The following is a 16,659-nucleotide window of genomic DNA, read 5'->3' on the forward strand; positions in this document are numbered from 1 at the left end:
AGGATGCCGGCGCGGGAAATCGCGCCGGCATCTTTATGATTTTATGATTATGCTGTAGGGCCTGCTTGGACACCGCACGATCTACGTTGCGGTGCAACATGATGGTCTCGGGAGAAACGTCGTTGTCTTCGATGAAAAGAACCGCTCTTCTTGGTCTCGTCGGTGCAGCCTTGCTCGGAGCGGTTCCCGCCGCGACCGTCGCTCTCGCTCAGGATGCCAAGACCGATCTCGCCAACAAGCTCGATCCCAATGCCAAGGAGATCGACGAGCCGGTGCTCAAGGCCGCCGCGGCGGTCAAGGACGAGGACGGCAAGTACCTCGACAAGGACGGTCACCCGACCTTCCACATCACCAACGACGGCAAGAAGGTCGATTGGTACACCTATTCCGGCTACCGCCGTTATCACGCCGAGTGCCACGTCTGCCACGGCCCGGACGGCATGGGCTCGACCTACGCTCCGGCCCTCAAGGATTCGCTGAAGCGCCTCTCCTACGAGGAGTTCTACGGCATCCTCGCCGGCGGCAAGCAGGAGGTCAGCAACACCTCCAACCAGGTGATGCCCGCCTTCGGCGATAACAAGAACGTCATGTGCTACGCCAACGACCTCTACGTGTACCTGCGCGCCCGCGCCGCCGGTGCCTGGGGCCGTGCGCGTCCGGGCGAGAAGGAAGAGAAGCCCGAGACCGCCAAGACGGCCGAGAAGGAGTGCCTGGGCGGCTGATGACCCGCTCAAGCCTTCTCGTTTCCCTCGCGGCCGCCGCGCTCCTGCTTTCGGCAGGGGCGCGGCCCGCGCACGCGCAGCACCTGCCGGATCTGGTGACGCAGGATGTCCTGCGCGTCTGCAGCGATCCCGGCAACATGCCGTTCTCCGAGCGCAAGGGCGGCGGCTTCGAGAACCGGATCGCGCAGATCGTCGCCGACGAGCTGAAGGTCAAGCTGCGCTACTACTGGCTGACCCAGGGACCCGGCTTCGTCCGCAATACGCTGGGCACTGGCCTGTGCGACCTGATCATCGGCACCTCGGGTGGCGAGATCGTCCAGCCGACCAATCCCTATTACCGCTCGGCCTACGTCCTGGTCGCGCGCAAGGGCGACTTGCCGGACATCAAGAGCCTCGACGACCCGCGCCTGAAGGACAAGCAGATCGGCATCATCGCCGGCACGCCGCCCTCCAACCGCCTGAGCGACCTGAAGCTCGTCGGCGAGCGGATCCACGCCTACGCCCCCTACGCTTTCGGAGCCGAGCGCCAGCACCAGACCGTCGCGGCGCAAGTGATCGCCGATCTCGCCGAGAAGAAGCTCGACGTGGCGATCCTCTGGGGGCCGGCCGCGGGCTGGCTGGCCAAGCAGAGCGGGACGCCGATGGATGTCGTGCCGCTCCTCAACGAGCCGGGGCGACCGCCGCTGACCTTCCGCGTCTCGATGGGCGTTCGCCACAACGAGAACGACTGGAAGCGCAGCCTCAACACCGTCCTGCGCAAGCGCAAGGCCGATATCGAGAAGGTTCTGCGGGAATACGACGTGCCGTTGCTGGCGGAGGAGGACAACAAGCCCCTCGACGCCGCGGACGAGTGATCGCCCGCCAAAGGTGATCCCGGATGTCGAAGGCCCGAACCTCGGTTCGGGCCTTTCTTATGCCACGCGCTCGATACCCGAGGCGTCGAGCTTGGCCAGGGCGTCCGTCACCGTCTCGCTGCCGATGACGAGGTCGGGGGCGATCTCGGCGAGCGGTACCAGCACGAAGGCCCGTTCGCGCACGAAGCGATGCGGCAGCACGAGGCGCTCGTCGGAGACCTCCGCCCCCTCGTAGGCCAGCACGTCGATGTCGATCACCCGCGGTCCCCAGCGGCGTTCGCGCACCCGCCCGAGCGCCGCTTCGATCGACAGGCAGACCTCCAGCAGACCGTGCGGCGTCAGTTCGGTTTCGATGGCGGCGGCGGCGTTGAGGAACCAGTCCTGATCGGTGTCGCCCCAGGGCGGCGTGCGGTAATCGGCGGAGCGCGCCGTGACCCGGATGCCGGGCGTCGCCGCGAGGTGCTCGACCGCCCGAGCCAGCATCGCCGCCTTGTCGCCGACATTGCTGCCGAGCCCGAGATAGGCCCGCGTCATGGCATCCGTCGTGGCGTCCGTCATGGCGTCTCCGGAGCGGGGCGGCCCCGCACGATCTCGATGGCGGCGTAGTCGAGTACGGCGGGAATCGGCGCGCTCGGCTTGTCGATCCGGACCGCGATCGTCTCGATGCGGGGAAACCGCGCGAGGCAGGTTTCGGCGATCGCCTCGGCCAGGGCCTCGATCAGGGCGAAGCGCCGGTTGGTGGCGATGTCGAGGGTGATGGCGGCGAGATCGGCATAGCTCACGGTGGCGGCGACGTCGTCGCTGCGGCCGGCTTCCGAGAGGTCGAGGCGGCATTCCAGCGAGATGTAGAAGCGCTGGCCGAGCCGCTCCTCCTCCGGCAGCACACCGTGACGGGCGAAGACCGCGAGGCGGTGGACGAGGATGCGGTCAGCCATGGAGCGATCCGGAAGCGGCATCCGGGCGCATCACCGCATCGAGCACCCGCAGCGCCTCGACATGCGGGGCGACGTCGTGGACGCGCACGATGTCGGCGCCGAGGGAGCCGGCCAGCACATGCGCCGCGAGCGAGCCCACGAGCCGGTCGCGCGGCGCCGTCTCGCGGTCGTGCAGGCGCCCGAGCAGGCTCTTGCGCGAGACGCCGACGAGGAGGGGGAAGCCCAGCGCCCGAATTTCGGGAAGCCGGCGGAGCGCCTCGAGATGCTGCGCCCAGCTCTTGCCGAAGCCGATGCCGGGATCGAGCACGATGTCGCCGTCGGCGATGCCGGCGCGCCGGGCGATGTCCAGCGAACGCTCGAAGAAGCGCAGCATGTCGGCGACGATGTCGAGCGAGCCGTCGATCGTCTCGCGGTTGTGCATGACGATGACCGGTGCGCCGTGATCGGCGGCGACGCGGGCGATGTCCGGCTCGCGCTGCAGGCCCCAGACGTCGTTCACGATGGTGGCGCCGGCCTTCAGGGCGGCCGCCGCCGTCGAGGCCTTGTAGGTGTCGATGGAGATCGGAACCGACAGGCCGGGCGCGATCGCCTCGATGACGGGCAGGACGCGGGCCTGCTCCTCCGCGGCCGGGACGGGCGTGTGGCCGGGCCGGGTCGACTCGCCGCCGATATCGAGGATGTGGGCGCCGTCCTCGGTCAGGGCTGCGGCCTGCGCCCGCGCCGCCTCGACGCCCTCGAACCGGCCGCCATCGGAGAACGAGTCCGGCGTGACGTTGAGGATGCCCATCACCAGCGTCCGCCGCCCGAGTTCGGGCAGCAGTTCGGACAGGCGGGAGGGCGGGGGAGGGGCGTCGGGCGGCATCGCGGATCGAATATGTCTGGCCGGGACTGCCGGCCTAGCCCCTCCGGCGGGGTTTCGCCAGATCGATTCGGTCCCGATACCGCCCGCAGCCGGTTCTCAGGAGGCGCCGCGGTAGCAGCGGATCTCCGCCTCGGCCTGGGCGCGGCGAAGGTCGGCCACCTTGTCGTCGAACATCTTGGTCGACTTGAACGCCGTGGTGCGCTGGCCGATGCCCTGGCGCATCGAGAGGATGGTGCTCGCCTGCACGTACTTGTCGTAGGGCAGGATCGAGGCGAGCGCGTCGAGGGAGCAGGAGCATTTCTCCAGCGCCTCGCGGGTCTGCCCGTTGGCGGCCATGCAGCCGAAGACGTAATCGGCCCGCGCGTCGGTCGGGTAGTCGTTGTCGTCGGCCCGCGCGGGCGCGGCGAGCAGAGCCGCGGCGAGCAGAGCCGCGGCGCCGAACGCTTCAGGAATCCTTCTGGTCATAATCGAGCCTCTCTTCGAGGAGTTCGCCGCCATCCGGCTTCAGGGCCCGGGCCTCGATCGAGACGATCTCGCCCGGCACGTCCGGTGCGACGATGAACGTGTAGGTGGTGGTCTCGAAACCGCGCATCCGCTCGGTCTGGGCATCGCCCGCGAACGGCTTCATCTCGACGCGCCAGCCCTCGACGGTCCGTCCCTTGAAGGAGACCTGCGTCGGCGTCACCGTGGCGTTCTCGCGCAGACCCTTGCGGATCGCGTTCTTGATGTAGCGCGGGTTGGCTTCCAGCAGGCTGGCCAGACCCTTCAGGTGGTTCTCGAGAAACAGAGTCAGCACCGGGTTGCCGGGCATGTCGGTGAAGGGGCCCGCCGGAACGCGGTTGCCACCCGAGAACATCTGCACGCGGATATCGCGGCTCTCGGCGCTCTTGCCCGGCTCGACCATGAGCTTGATCGCGTCGCTGAGGGGCGGGCCGTAGGGGCCGCGCTCGATGCCGCTACGGCGCAGGTAGTCGTAGGTGATGGTGCTGCCGGGCGCCGTGTTCTTCATCTGCGGCTGCTCGAAGAGCAGGTCGCTGGCGGCCGGCACGGCTCCGTCCTTGGCTGCTGCGGTTGCCGTCGCGGCGGTGTCGGAGGCCGCCCAGGCCGAGGGCGTCGTCACGAGGGCGGCCGAGAGGGCGACCGCCAGAATGGATCGTCTCAAAGGGGTGCCTTTTCGCTCAACGGGTTTTGCACATTCGTCCCGATGCTGCGGTATATATAGTCCGGCGGATTCTCGGCAGCCTCTTCCTTGGCAAGATCCCGCATTTTCGCGTGAAGCGGCGAAAGGGAGCAGGCCGGATCGGTGTTGGCGGCGTCCCCGGTGAGCGCCAGCGCCTGACAGCGGCAGCCGCCCCAATCCTTCTCCCGCCGGTCGCAGGAGCGGCAGGGCTCCTTCATCCAGCCTGTGCCGCGATAGGCGGCAAAAGCCGGGGATTTCGTCCAGATGTCGCCGAGCGCGTGATCGGTGACGTACCAGAATTCGAGGCCGGGGATGGTCTCGGCGGCGTGACAGGGCAGCACCTTGCCCTGAGGCGTCACGTTCATCAGCTTGCGGCCCCAGCCGCCGGCGCAGGCCTTGGGGTACTTGGCGTAGTAGTCCGGCACCACGAGGTCGATGACGAGCTGGCCCTTGAGCCGCTCGCGCGCCGCCTCGACGATGCGGATCGACTCGTCGACCTGGGCCTTGTCCGGCATCAGCGCGGCGCGGTTGACGTAGGCCCAACCGTAATACTGGGTGTGGGCCACCTCCAGCCGCTTCGCGCCGAGCTTGACCGCGAGGTCGATGAAGCCCGGCACCTCGTGGATGTTACCGCGGTGGATCACCGAGTTCAGCGTCAGCGGCAGGCCGAGTTCGGTCACCCGGGCGGCGAACTGCATCTTCTGCGGCTGCGCGTTCTTCAGGCCGCCGATCTTTTCGGCATTGGCCGCATCGACCCCCTGCACCGAGAGCTGCACGTGATCGAGCCCGGCGTCGTAAAGCGCGTCGAGCTTGGCCAGCGCGCCGCCGACGCCGGAGGTGATCAGGTTCGAGTAGAGGCCGAGTTCGGCGCATTTGGCCGTGATCTCGACGATGTCGGGGCGCGCCGTCGGCTCGCCGCCGGAGAGGTGGACGTGCAGCACGCCGAGCCCCGCCGCCTCCGTCAGCACCCGCAGCCACGCCTGCGTATCCAGCTCGGCCGAGCGTCGGTCGAGCTCCAGCGGGTTCGAGCAGTAGGGGCAGCGCAGCGGGCAGCGATGGGTCAGCTCGGCGAGCAGACCCACCGGCGCCGGAATCACATCCGCGGGGGAGGGGGCGGGGGTCGGTGCATTCATCGCTCCAAGACCCTTTTCTGTGCGAGACCGGCCAGCATCGGCAGGATGTCGGCTTCGATGACGGCCGGATCGGCGTCGTAGGTCTGGCCCAGGGTCCGGGCGATCTGCGAGACCGAGTTCTGGCCGTCGACGAGCTTGAGGACCGCGACGGCGTTGTCGTCGAGGTCGAAGGTCCGCTCGGGGGCGAGCAACACGTGCTTGACCCGCACCTCATCGTAGCGCAGGCGCACGCCGCGGGGCAGACGCGGCACGTCGCTGCCGCTGAAGGCAGCGGGCGCGCCCGCCGTCGCCGCGGCCGGAGCGCCCTCGGCGACGAGGCCCTCGCCCGGCTGCCACGCATCCGGCGGGATCATGCCGGGGGCGACGTAGGCGAAGTAGAGCGCATCGAGCTGGGTCCAGAGCACGTTGCACTTGAAGGTCAGCGCATCCATCGCCGCCCGCTGCATCTCGGGCGTGGTGGCGTGCCGCTTCACGTAGTCGAGGGCGAAATCGGCGTCGCGCGGGGCCTGGGTGAGGCGCTTGTCGAAATAGGCCAGCGTCTCCTTGGTGATGAAGTCGTAGTTCTTCAGCATCCCGGCGACGCGCTCGGAGATGATCGTCGGCGAGAACATCTCGGTGAGCGAGGAGGCGATGGCCTCCAGCAGCGTACGCTCCGACACGAAATGCACGTAGGCATCGACCGAGAAGCGGGTCGCCGAGAGGATGCCCTTGGTGGAGAGCACGTAGTCGCGGGCAAAGCCCACGCCCTCGGCGAGCTTGAGCCAGCGCTCGATGCCGCCGTCGCCCTCGTGGTCGCCGTCGTGGTCGACGATGCGCTGGCGCCAGATCCGGCGGAGCTGTGCATCCGGCAGGCGGGCCAGCAGGGCCGCGTCCTTCACCGGGATCATCGCCTGATAATAGTAGCGGTTGAGCGCCCAGGCCCGCACCTGATCCTTGCTGAGCTTGCCGTCGTGCAGCAGGCGGTGGAACGGGTGGAGGTTGTGGTAGCGCCGCGCACCGATGTCGCGGAGCGCCGCCTCAAGCTCCTCGTGGCTCAGCAGGCGTTGCTCGGCTTCCGGGACGGGCGGCGGGAATTGGGCAGTCATGGCGTTCGGTTTCCCCGGCTTGAGGCGCGTTTCCGTTCGTTCTTGGGCTCTGAGCTCTTCTCAGATGGGGCCCGAACCCCCGGAAGGGCAGGGCAGCCGCCACGCAATTGGATCGCGCAAAACATAACCGGTTCGGCACTAAATTTCCAGGCCGGCCCGGTGATGCGACGTCCCATCCGCTCAGAGGTCGAGGGTCAGCCCGTCATGGGCGACCGTCCAGCCGCGCGCCTCGACACCGGCGCGCTCCGGCGAGTCCTCGATCAGGATCGGATTGGTGTTGTTGATATGAATCAAAACCCGTCGGCCGAGCGCGACGTCGGCGAAGGAGGCGATGGAGCCGGTCTCGCCGTTGATCTGGATATGGCCCATGCGCCAGCCGGTCTTGGTGCCGACGCCGGCGCGGATCATGTCGTCGTCCTCCAGCACGGTGCCGTCGAACAGGAGCGCATCGACGCCCGCGACGCGGGCCTTCAGATCCTCCGTCACCCGGGCGCAGCCGGGAATGTAGGCGAGGCGCTTGCCGCCCGCCTCGATCATCGTGCCGACGGTCGTCTCGGTCTCGGCACCGATCTCCATCGAGGCGTCTTCCAGCCAGAGCGGCACCTTGCCGGGCACGGAGAAGAGCGTCACCGACAAACCCGGTACCGGCTCGAAGGTCTCGTCGAGGGCGATCGTCTGCCGCTTGACGACATCGGCGGCCATCACGTCGAAGACGCGGTTGTCGGAGACGGAGGCGAGGATGCCGGGGGTGGCGTAGAGGGTGAAGGGCTGACCCTCGCGCAGGGTGAGCAGGCCCGCGACGTGATCGACGTCGCCATTCGTCAGCAGCACCGCGTGGATCGGCGAGTGGCGCAGGCCCTCGCGCGGATGCATCTGCGGGTTCGCCTGGATCTGCTGGCGGATGTCGGGCGAGGCGTTCAGCAGGAGCCAACGTTCCCCGTCCGGAGAGACCGCGATGCTCGACTGCGTCCGTGGTTTGACCCGGGGATCACCTGCCCAGGCCAGGGAACAAATGGAACAGCGGCAGTTCCATTGAGGAACGCCGCCGCCCGCGGCCGAGCCCAGGATCACGACATGCATGGTGAGAACCCGCTGATGTCTGCGCCCTGCGGCCCGGCTCGAAATACCTTAGTTGAAGGTGTCGATCTCGGCCGACTCGTAGCTCGTGACTTCCATGCCGACGCAGATCTCGGAAACGATGGGGGCAGCCCACTTCATGGTGTCTCTCCTCGACTTTATGGAACGCCGGAACCCTTCGATCCCACTTGTTTAAGAGGATCGTAAGATACTGGCGGCGCATTCGTTTTCGCGCGCCGGAGGTATATCGCCAATTCCGGCCCCGCCTGCAAGAGCCAGCTTGCCGTTTCTTCCCAAAGTTCGCGTGAGGGGCGGTGATAGACTTTCGTCGGGAAGCGCGTTGCCGGAACGAAATGCCGCGGGGTGTCTTCCGCCATCCGTTGGAGCCCGTCGGACGGGCGGATGTCGGCCTCGCTCAAACGCCGCGCGGTCTCAGTGCCGGAAGTCCTGGCCGCGCAGGTCGAGCATGAAGCCCTTGCCGCGCACCGTGACGATCACGGGCCCGCCCAGCCGCACGAAGTCGGAGAGCTTGGAGCGCAGGTAGCCGACATAGACATCGACCACGTTGAGCGAGAGGCCGCCCTGGCTCGCCCAGAGCCGGTCGAAGATCTCGCCCCGCGAGATCGGCCGGTTCACCTCCTGCATCAGCAGGGCGAGCAGTTCGGCCTCCCGCGGGGTCAGGCGGGCCGAGGCTTCGCCGAAGCTGACTTGGCGGATGTTGACGTCGAGGGTCAGGCGGCCGGCGGTGAAGACGGTGCGCGGCGTGTCCGCCTCGCGGCGGCGCAGCAGATGGACCTGGAGCCGGGCGAGCAGTTCGTCGAACACGAACGGCTTGACGATGTAGTCGTCGGCGCCGAGCGCCAGCCCCTCGGCCCGGTCGCGGACCTCGTCGCGGGCGCTCAAGAAGAGGATCGCGCCGGGATAGCCGCCTTCCCGCAGGCTGCGGCAGACGTCGTGGCCCGAGCCGTCCGGCAGGGTGATGTCGAGCACCACCGCCTCCGGCGCGTCGTCGCGGGCGGCGCTGAGCGCATCCTCGACCCGGCCGGCCACGCCGACGGAGAAGCCTTCCGCCTCCAGGCCGCGGGCCAGGATGCCGCGGATGTCGATGTCATCCTCAACGATCAATACGCGCGTCGTCATGCGGCGCCGAGCCTCTCGTGTCCTGCCCCATCCTGTTCCGGCACGACGCCGTCATCGAGCGCGGGCAGATCGAGGATCACCCGCGCGCCGCCGTGTTCGGCCCTGCCGAGGCTGATCCGTCCATCATGGCGCTCAACGACCCATCGCGCCAGGGCTAAACCTATGCCGAATCCGGCTTCTCCCGAACGGGCCTCGCGGCGGAAGCGCTCGAACAGCCCGTCCCCCTCCTCGGGAAAGCCGGGGCCGTCGTCGTCGATGGTGACCAGAGCCCGATGGCCCTGCGGCGTGTCGCGCCCGTTCAGCGAGACGACGATGCGGGTCAGGCCGGTGGCGTGGCGCAGGGCGTTGTCGATCAGGCTCTCGACAACCTGACGGAGCCATTCCGGATCGGCGCTGATCTCGATGTCGTGGTCGCCCGGCTCCAGCACCAGCTCGACCCGGCGGCGGGCGGCCTCGGAGCCGGCCCCGTCCACCGCGTCGCCGAGCACCGCCACCGCGCTGACGGCGCGCCGGTCGAGTTCGATCTGGCCAGATTCCGAGCGGGCCACGCGCAGGAGATCCTCGACGCGGCGCTTGAGGCGCTGAGCCCGCTTGCGGATGGTGACGAAGACGGGGCCGTAATCGACCGGCCGGCCGCCGGCCCGCTCCGCCGACCTTTGGGCGAGGTCGCACTCGCCGAGGATGACGGTGAGCGGCGTGCGCAACTCGTGGCTGACATCGGCGAAGAAGCGGCGGCGGGAGCGGTCCACCATCTCCAGCCGCTCGTTGGCCGCGCGCAGGTCGGCGGTGCGGGCCTGCACCGTATCCTCCAGGGCGGCCCGGTCGGCGGCGAGCCGCCCCTCGCGGCGGGCGAGGCGGGCGGCCATGCGGTTGAAGTTCGCGACCAGAAGCCCGAGTTCGTCGCGGGTTTCGACCGAGAGCCGCGTGCCGAGGGCGCCGCTGCCGACGGCGCCGGCCGCCCGGCGGATCTCCTCGATCCGCGCGAGCGTCGGCCGGGTGACCGAGCGGTAGAGCACCGCGACGAAGGCGAGCGCCAGCCCCACCACCGCGAGCGCCACCGCGGTCAGGCGGTGCGTCAGGGTCCGGGCGGCCTCGGAGCCCGCGATCATGCTGCGCCGCTCGGCCTCGACCAGGAGCGAGAGCGGCGGCCCGGTCATGGCGCCGAAGGCGTTGAGCGCCCCCTGCATCGCGGTCTTGCGACGGTCGGGATCGGTCTCCCGCCGCACCAGGGTGACCTGCCGGTCGAGCATCGCCCGGGCCGCGCGCACGTTGGCGAGCGGACGGGTGCGGGCGATGTACTGGATCCGGTCCTCCGGGTTGGTGCTCGTCGCCATGCCGTTGCTCAGCGCGTCGTCGACATGGTTGAGCGCCTGATCGACCCGGTCGCGGGTCACCGACAGGGCCTCGGGTGGCGCGTCCGGATTGCCGACGCTCTCGATGGCGGCGAAGCCGTACTGCGCCAGCCGCCCGGAGAGTTCGGAGAGAAGCTCGAGCCGATGCTGGGCGGCCAGCGTCCGGTCGATGACGTTCTCGGTCAGGCGGATCGACCACAGCACGCCGGCCGCCGCCAGCAGGGCGAGCAGCGCTGTGCCGCCGAGCAGAAGGGCGAACCGGACTCTGAGCGAACGCATGGTCTCCCTCTCCGCCGCTGCGGCGGCGGGCGGACCATGTCACCGCCGGAGCGGCGCCTCAAGCCGGCGCGCGTTGCCGGCTTATCCCGATGCTTCCCTACAGATCGTTCGGCAGGCTTCCCTTGGGGGCGCAGCGCCAGCTCTTCACGTGATAATCCGGATGCTCTTCCTGCCACGCCGCGAGCGTGCTCTGCGAGTTGCGCAGGCACAGGAACGGGTTCGGGTTGTCGTAGGAGAGGTTGATCCGCTCCTCGTGGCATTTCGCCGGCTGGGCGATCAGGCAGACGGACAGGAGCAGGAACATGCGCGGCCTCGATGCGGAGGGGCGCCGTGCTTCGAAGGAGTCGATCCCGTGCGCCTCGGTTCGAGGCAAGGTGGGATGATCCGGCAGGCCGGCAAGTCATTTTCCTGCGACTTGCCGGCGGCTTTTGGGAAAAATCGTGCCGGCCAGCACGACCATTTCAGCGTTTGATGATGCCGGCCGCACCCAGACCGCGATTGTAGGCGATCGCGCGCTTCAAGGACCGGAACAGCCCCGTTGGCAGGTATCCCCAGTGGCAAGCGGCCGTGTCGCCTGAGCCAGATGACAAGCGCCGAATCGGGCGAAGATCGGGGCCTGGCCAGACGAAGACGTTCATCTCGGTTGCCGAAATGAAGGAAGGCAGATCATCAAGCCCGAGATGGCGTTTGACGGCTATCGGAATTTCGACGGCTTCATGCGTTGCCGCCGGCGGAGAATGACTCACCGGTGCAACGTACAGCACCTGTGACGGTCCGAGATCACGGCGCGCCAGCACCACGACGGCGGGGCGGTCCTTCCGCCCCTCGCGTGAACCGGCATCGAACTCGTGCTTCCAGAGATACGCATAGCAGAGAACGAGGCCGGGACCCGGATTCTCCGGTAGTTTCACGTCCCGTGCTTTGGCGTCGATGCGTCGCTCGTCTCGTCGAGATCCGGCATTTCATAGGCGTGCTCGTTGGAAACCTCGGCTTCCATGATGAGCGCCATCTCGGCATCGGACAAAGCGCCGACGCCGATCGCCTTACGGTAGCAGGACCACAACGCGTGAAACGTTTCGGCCGAGACGAGATAGGCGGATTCCCGCCCATGCTCGGTGATCCGCACCGGCTCCGTCCGGGATCGGTCGTGCCAATGGTCGAAATTCTTCCGCGCGTCGGACGCCGTCACCGTCGCCGTCATGAACGCCTCCGTTTTCCGTACTGTACGGAAGACATAGGTGTTCACAAGGCCGGCCGTGAACGGGTCGGAAGACGCACCCTCAAGCCGTCACGAACAACTCGCCCTTGCCGAGCGTCGCGAGATCGCCGGAGTAGCGCCGCAAGGTCCCGCCGAGCAGGCCGGCCTGCGCCGCGCCGAGGCGCTTGAGGCTCTGGGCCAGCAGGCGAACGAAGACCAGATCCGGCGTGCCGGTCTCGACGAAGGTCGGCAGCAGGGCGCCGTGGCTGCCCGCGATCAGCGTGCCGCGGCGCATGCCGTAGCCCGGATGGTCGCCGAGCGCGCCGGAGACGACGATGGTGCCGGCGATCATGCGCGAGCCGGCGTAGGTTCCGGCCGAGCCGGCCAGGATGATCCCCCGGCGCATGCGGTCGCCGAGACCGTCGCCGGCCGCGCCCTTGATGACGAGCGTCGCGCCGTCGAGCCCGGCTTTCGCCGCATAGACCGCGCCGCCCGCATGGTCGCCAGCATCGCCCTCGACCGTGATCGTGCCGCCCGTGGCGCCGGTTCCGGCATAGGGGCCGGCCGATCCCGTCACCGTGAGCGTGCCCGCCGCCATGCCCTCGCCGAGGCGCTGGCCGACATCGCCCTCGACGCGGATCGACCCCTGCGAGAGCGCCGCGCCGACCCGGTCGAGCCGGGACGAGCCGCCCTCGATCACGAGGCTGTCGGAGCCGTCGAGGGAGATATCGAACGCGTCGCCGAGCGTCAGGCCGCGGCGGCTGGTGCCGATCGCGAGGCGGCCGGCCTCCGCCTCGGACAGCCCGCTCAAGGCGAGCGGGGTGATGTTGAGGAGGTCGACCCGCTCGGGCAGATCACCGCGCAGTCTCAGCGTGCTCATGCAGCGGGTTTCTCCAAGAGGTCGCGGAGGTGGTAGTGGTGGCGGCCGAGATTGCCGCCGTAATTGCCGGCGGTGACCGCCACCAGACCGTACTTGGCGCCGATCTCGGTGGCGGCGTGCAAGGCCGCGCGCATCGATTCGGCGACGCCCTGCGAGGTTAGGGCGTCGATGACGATCTCCAGCACCACGCCGCATTCGGGCGGCAGGGCCGAGCCGGCCCGACCTTTGAGCGTCGGGCAATAGGCGTCGTTGGTGGAGGCCATCATGCCCTTGGTGCGCCCGCCGACCTTCGAGCCGGAGCGGACGATGCCGCCGGGGAAGGGCAGGATCGCGCCGGGCACGGCCTTGGCCGCCTCGACCGCGATTTCGGCCACGATCAGCGTGTCGGCGTGCTTGCGGCCGAGGAACAGCAGGTTGCCGCCGCCGACCGCGCCGTCCACCGCGCGGGTCGAATCCTCGCACAGGAACTCGCCGTCCATGACGGGGATGCGCCAGTAGCGGCGCATCTTGCCCTGCGGGTCGGGCAGGCGCTTGGCGACGGCGAAGCCGTCACCGAAATAGCGGATCGCACCGCCGAGCTTGATCTTGTGCGGTCCGTCCACGCCGGCGAAGCAGGCGGTGCCGGGGCAGGTAAGGATGCACTGGCCGACGCGCTTGAGGAGCTGGTCCTTGAGCCCGTTCGGCTCGAAGCCGAACAGCAGGATGCGCACGCCGGGGCGGCCGTCCGGGGTTTCCTCCGGGGACAGTTCGGCGTCGATGCCGGCCTCGGCGCCGCAGCCGATCACCGAGGTGGCGAAGCCCGTCATCACCGTCGCCGCGATCATCGCCCATTTCGGCGTGTCGTTGGTGACGATGATCGCGGTGCCCGCGACGTCGAAGGCTTCGGCGAAGGTGTCCTCGACCTTGATGCCGTTGAGGATGAGGTCGCTCATCGGATTCGTCCTATCACCCTCGCCATCACGCCCGGCAGGCCACGTCTTCGAACGTCCCGGTGTTCTCCGGGAACGCGGCGTCCGGCACCGCGAAGGTGTCGAGTCCGGCGCCGAAGCGGTCCTGCAGGTAGCTCTCGGCGCGCTTCTCCATGCCGGCATCGGCCTCGACGTCGAGCGAGAGCGTTTTGCCTGAGAACCACGCCACGACCTCGCCGTCCTCGACGATCGGCTGGCCGTCCTTGAGCACCAGCTTGGCGTGGCTGAACATCGCCGTCCGGTCCTTCTGGTCGCGGTAGATCGCGACGTCGGCCTTGGCACCCTCGCGCAGGTGGCCGCGGTCGGTCAGGCCCAGAAGCTTGGCCGGACCGGAGCGCGTGAGCTGGGCGATCTCGCTGAAGCTGTACTCGCGCTCGATCTTCGGCAGGCCGGAGCGCTCGCCCACGACCGCCGGCAGCGTCGCGATTTCCCTGGCGCGCTCCTCGGCATCCATCAGCAGGTGGATGATGCGCGGATATTCGGTGAAGACGCCGCCATTGGGGTGGTCGGTCGTCAGGATGGTGCGCTCGGGGTTCGAGGAGAGCAGCATCAGCTCGAGCCCGATCGCCCATTGCAGCGACGAGACCGGGCCGCGCGGCCGGTAGAGGAACGGCACCACGCCGCCGCCCTCGGCATCGCCCGCCGACAGCACCCACTTCTTCGGCTTGGCCCCTTTCCGGCCGCCGAACTGGCGCAGGATGTCGAGCGAGATCGTCACCGTCTGGCCGAACACCACCTGGCCCACATCGTAGGTCGCGTTGGGGTGAGCCTCCATCGCCGCGTTGATCCGCTCGGCGGCCGAGCGGAAGCCGCCGGTCATCGGGTTCTCGGGATCGACCACGCCGTAGGCGTAGAACTGGGCGTGAGCGAAGTGGATGCGCCGCCCCTCCGCCGCCTCCAGCGTCGCCACGAGCGAGTCGTCGGCGCCGGGGAGCCCCAGATTGTTGCAGTGGACGTGCAGCGGGTGCGGTACGCCGATCTCCTCGACCGCGTCGAGCAGCGCCGACATGATCTTCCGGGTCGTGAGGCCGTAGCAGGGGATCTCGTCGTCGAGGCTGAGCTTCAGCACGCCGTCCTTGAAGGCCGAGGCGCCGCCCGCGTTGATGCACTTGACGCCCAGGCCCCGCGAATGGGCGAGCGTCTGCTGCACGAGATCGCGCACCGCCTGTTTGCCCTCGCCGTCACGCAGCAACTGCAGCAGGTGGTCGTCGTTGCCGAGGACAGCCAGACCGCCGCGGTCGAGCAGCGGGATGTCGGCGAGTTCGAGATGGGTCGCGAGCGCGTTCGAGGGCGGCAGCGCCGGCTCGACCGCGGTGGTGTAGCCCATCCGCGCGTAGTTGGCGCCGACCCAGCTGCCCGAGCCACCGGCATGGGCGAAGGGGTGGCCGTTGGGCGCGGATTCGCTGACGTAGAGGTCGGGCAGCAGCAGGCGGCTCATCACCACGTTGCCGCCGGCGATGTGCGAGTGGACCTCGACGCCGCCGGCCATCACCACGCAGCCCGTGGCGTCGATGGTGCGGTCGGGTTTGCGCTCGGAGGGGGCGACGACGCGGCCGTCCTCGATCCAGATGTCGCCGACGGCATCGCGCCCGGCCGTCGGATCGATCACCCGTCCGCCGTGGATGCGGGTCAGCATGAGACACCCTTCTCGATGAGGCGGTCGCGGATCCGTGCGAGCACGCCGGCGGCGGTCTGCGCGTCCGTGGCAGCCTTCGGTTCCGTGTAGGCGATGACGCCGCGCCGCTCGTTCCAGAGCGCGCCGCCGACGTTTTGTCCGGGCACGCCCACGGTGATGACGATCTCCGCCGTCTCGCCCGCGGCCTCCGGGGAGCCCTCGCCGACGATGGCCACCGTCGGCAGGCTGCCGAGCCAAGCCGGGCGCGGGGCCGGCAGCGAGGCGAGCCACAGGGCGGCGTCGGCCTCGCCCGCGGCGATCTGGCGGGCGCTGTCGAAGCGCCAGGGATCGTGCTCGGGCTGATGACGGCCGAAGCCGACCCGGGGCGCCTGACCGGTGGTCCAGGCGGAGAGCTGCACGGCGGCGCGACCCTGGAACGGGTCGGCGAGCGTGAGCGCGAAGAAGCGGGTGGATTCGTTGAGATCGCGGATCAGGCCCTGGAGCATCTCCACGCCAAGTTCGCCGACCTCCTCCGGATCGTAGACCACGACGCCGTACTGGGCGGCGTACAGGCGCCGGGCGAGGTCGGCATAGGCCGCCTCACCGGCAAGGTGCCCCTTGGCGAAGGCGCGCAGGTGCCCGAGCGAGACGGCGAGGCCGCCGGCCTCCGCCGCGTAGGCGACGTGGCGGGTGGCGCCGTTCTGCGGTCCGCCGAGCGAGAGCAGGGCACGTTCGCCGCCCGCCGCGCGTCCGCGGCTCGGAGCCGCTTCGGCGATCTCGGCGATCAGGTCGCCGTCCCAGGGGCGGTTGCCGAGGATCAGAACCACATCGGCCCGGCCGATGGTCTCGGCCCGCGTCGTGGTCATCGCGCCGCCGGCGCTCAGCGCGCCGAGTTCGGCGTAGACGCTGGGGCCGGAGACCGGGTCGAGCGAGGCGCCCAGCGTCTCGGCCAGCCGGTAGGCGGCACGCAGCGCCGAGACCTCGGCGCTCAGCCCCGCGAGCACCGGCACGCGTGACGCGGCCAGCAGGTCGGCAGCGGCTTCCACCGCCGCGTCCACATCCGCCGCGCCTCCCTTCACCCAGGCTGCCATGCTTCCTCACCGTCGTTTCTTCGGGCATCCCCGCATCGAGGCGGGGCGAAAGACGGTCATGTCCGAAGGATGCCGGGACGACATCCCTGGTGGAGCCTCAAGCGTCTCGAAACCCCGGCTCGGGTTCGAGAAGGACGGCTCGGACCGGCTCCGCGAAAGGGAGCGGGGTGGTTTTGCCTCCCCGAGCCGGAGCCTGCAAGCCCCCGGCGAAGTTTGCGTCGAGGATTTCGTGCATCGGCCCGCGCCCTTGCCGCGATGGTCCGGCGATGATCCGGTGCGACGACAGCC

20 protein-coding genes are annotated in these 16,659 nt (G+C 69.1%); 2 read left to right on the forward strand and 18 right to left on the reverse strand.

All coding sequences use genetic code 11. The features are described 5' to 3' along the window. Positions 1 to 170 precede the first annotated feature (170 nt). On the forward strand, positions 171 to 722 hold the full coding sequence (xoxG, locus tag HNR51_RS01150; RefSeq protein WP_193316393.1) for a methanol metabolism c-type cytochrome XoxG: 552 nt from the start codon (positions 171 to 173) through the stop codon (positions 720 to 722). Next, the gene (gene xoxJ / locus HNR51_RS01155; protein ID WP_182553735.1) at positions 722 to 1,576 is read left to right on the forward strand and encodes a rare earth element methanol dehydrogenase accessory protein XoxJ; all 855 of its coding nucleotides are present in this window, start codon (positions 722 to 724) and stop codon (positions 1,574 to 1,576) included. Before xoxG ends, xoxJ begins: the two co-directional genes overlap by 1 nt. A gap of 57 nt (positions 1,577 to 1,633) precedes the next feature. On the opposite strand, the gene folK is transcribed toward xoxJ, so the two are convergent. From folK to HNR51_RS01245, 18 genes are all read right to left on the reverse strand, one after another. Continuing rightward, positions 1,634 to 2,110 carry a 2-amino-4-hydroxy-6-hydroxymethyldihydropteridine diphosphokinase gene (gene folK, locus HNR51_RS01160; RefSeq protein ID WP_182554005.1) on the reverse strand — a complete coding sequence of 159 codons (477 nt, stop codon included), beginning with the start codon at positions 2,108 to 2,110 and terminating at the stop codon, positions 1,634 to 1,636. Positions 2,111 to 2,130: 20 nt separating this feature from the next. Continuing rightward, complete coding sequence (gene folB / locus HNR51_RS01165) at positions 2,131 to 2,511, reverse strand: dihydroneopterin aldolase (protein ID WP_012453674.1); 381 nt, start codon at positions 2,509 to 2,511, stop codon at positions 2,131 to 2,133. Then, the gene (gene folP / locus HNR51_RS01170) at positions 2,504 to 3,373 is read right to left on the reverse strand and encodes a dihydropteroate synthase (RefSeq protein ID WP_182553736.1); all 870 of its coding nucleotides are present in this window, start codon (positions 3,371 to 3,373) and stop codon (positions 2,504 to 2,506) included. The genes folB and folP overlap by 8 nt, the downstream gene beginning before the upstream one ends. A 96-nt stretch (positions 3,374 to 3,469) precedes the next feature. Continuing rightward, a complete protein-coding gene (locus HNR51_RS01175; protein ID WP_012453676.1) occupies positions 3,470 to 3,838 on the reverse strand; it encodes a hypothetical protein in 369 nt (122 codons plus the stop codon). Beyond that, the gene (locus HNR51_RS01180) at positions 3,819 to 4,535 is read right to left on the reverse strand and encodes a hypothetical protein (RefSeq protein WP_182553737.1); all 717 of its coding nucleotides are present in this window, start codon (positions 4,533 to 4,535) and stop codon (positions 3,819 to 3,821) included. Before HNR51_RS01180 ends, HNR51_RS01175 begins: the two co-directional genes overlap by 20 nt. Then, positions 4,532 to 5,686: a pyrroloquinoline quinone biosynthesis protein PqqE gene (pqqE, locus tag HNR51_RS01185; RefSeq protein ID WP_012453678.1), complete on the reverse strand. Its 1,155-nt coding sequence runs from the start codon at positions 5,684 to 5,686 to the stop codon at positions 4,532 to 4,534. Before pqqE ends, HNR51_RS01180 begins: the two co-directional genes overlap by 4 nt. Beyond that, the gene (gene pqqC / locus HNR51_RS01190; protein WP_182553738.1) at positions 5,683 to 6,771 is read right to left on the reverse strand and encodes a pyrroloquinoline-quinone synthase PqqC; all 1,089 of its coding nucleotides are present in this window, start codon (positions 6,769 to 6,771) and stop codon (positions 5,683 to 5,685) included. The genes pqqE and pqqC overlap by 4 nt, the downstream gene beginning before the upstream one ends. A gap of 180 nt (positions 6,772 to 6,951) precedes the next feature. Continuing rightward, positions 6,952 to 7,851 (reverse strand): pyrroloquinoline quinone biosynthesis protein PqqB, encoded by a 900-nt coding sequence (pqqB, locus tag HNR51_RS01195; RefSeq protein ID WP_141951114.1) that lies wholly within the window; start codon positions 7,849 to 7,851, stop codon positions 6,952 to 6,954. Between the two features lie 48 nt (positions 7,852 to 7,899). Beyond that, positions 7,900 to 7,989, reverse strand: a complete 90-nt coding sequence (gene pqqA / locus HNR51_RS01200) for a pyrroloquinoline quinone precursor peptide PqqA (RefSeq protein WP_012317526.1) — start codon at positions 7,987 to 7,989, stop codon at positions 7,900 to 7,902. Positions 7,990 to 8,280: 291 nt separating this feature from the next. Then, positions 8,281 to 8,988 (reverse strand): response regulator transcription factor, encoded by a 708-nt coding sequence (locus HNR51_RS01205; RefSeq protein ID WP_012453681.1) that lies wholly within the window; start codon positions 8,986 to 8,988, stop codon positions 8,281 to 8,283. Then, positions 8,985 to 10,619: a sensor histidine kinase gene (locus tag HNR51_RS01210; RefSeq protein WP_182553739.1), complete on the reverse strand. Its 1,635-nt coding sequence runs from the start codon at positions 10,617 to 10,619 to the stop codon at positions 8,985 to 8,987. The genes HNR51_RS01205 and HNR51_RS01210 overlap by 4 nt, the downstream gene beginning before the upstream one ends. Positions 10,620 to 10,716: 97 nt before the next feature. Then, positions 10,717 to 10,923 carry a hypothetical protein gene (locus HNR51_RS01215; RefSeq protein WP_012453683.1) on the reverse strand — a complete coding sequence of 69 codons (207 nt, stop codon included), beginning with the start codon at positions 10,921 to 10,923 and terminating at the stop codon, positions 10,717 to 10,719. A 157-nt stretch (positions 10,924 to 11,080) separates the two neighbouring features. Continuing rightward, positions 11,081 to 11,530, reverse strand: coding sequence for a hypothetical protein (locus HNR51_RS01220; RefSeq protein ID WP_182553740.1), 450 nt, complete (start codon positions 11,528 to 11,530; stop codon positions 11,081 to 11,083). Further along, positions 11,527 to 11,865 carry a type II toxin-antitoxin system Phd/YefM family antitoxin gene (locus tag HNR51_RS01225; RefSeq protein ID WP_210279799.1) on the reverse strand — a complete coding sequence of 113 codons (339 nt, stop codon included), beginning with the start codon at positions 11,863 to 11,865 and terminating at the stop codon, positions 11,527 to 11,529. Before HNR51_RS01225 ends, HNR51_RS01220 begins: the two co-directional genes overlap by 4 nt. A gap of 34 nt (positions 11,866 to 11,899) precedes the next feature. Continuing rightward, complete coding sequence (locus HNR51_RS01230) at positions 11,900 to 12,697, reverse strand: formylmethanofuran dehydrogenase subunit C (RefSeq protein ID WP_182553741.1); 798 nt, start codon at positions 12,695 to 12,697, stop codon at positions 11,900 to 11,902. After that, positions 12,694 to 13,629, reverse strand: a complete 936-nt coding sequence (fhcD, locus tag HNR51_RS01235) for a formylmethanofuran--tetrahydromethanopterin N-formyltransferase (RefSeq protein ID WP_012453685.1) — start codon at positions 13,627 to 13,629, stop codon at positions 12,694 to 12,696. Before fhcD ends, HNR51_RS01230 begins: the two co-directional genes overlap by 4 nt. A gap of 25 nt (positions 13,630 to 13,654) precedes the next feature. Further along, positions 13,655 to 15,301: a formylmethanofuran dehydrogenase subunit A gene (locus HNR51_RS01240; RefSeq protein WP_182553742.1), complete on the reverse strand. Its 1,647-nt coding sequence runs from the start codon at positions 15,299 to 15,301 to the stop codon at positions 13,655 to 13,657. Beyond that, positions 15,295 to 16,371, reverse strand: coding sequence for a molybdopterin-binding domain-containing protein (locus HNR51_RS01245; protein ID WP_152276605.1), 1,077 nt, complete (start codon positions 16,369 to 16,371; stop codon positions 15,295 to 15,297). Before HNR51_RS01245 ends, HNR51_RS01240 begins: the two co-directional genes overlap by 7 nt. Positions 16,372 to 16,659 lie beyond the last annotated feature (288 nt).

Origin of the sequence: Methylorubrum thiocyanatum (genome assembly GCA_014138645.1) — a bacterium.
In the GTDB taxonomy this organism is placed as follows: Bacteria; Pseudomonadota; Alphaproteobacteria; order Rhizobiales; family Beijerinckiaceae; genus Methylobacterium; species Methylobacterium thiocyanatum.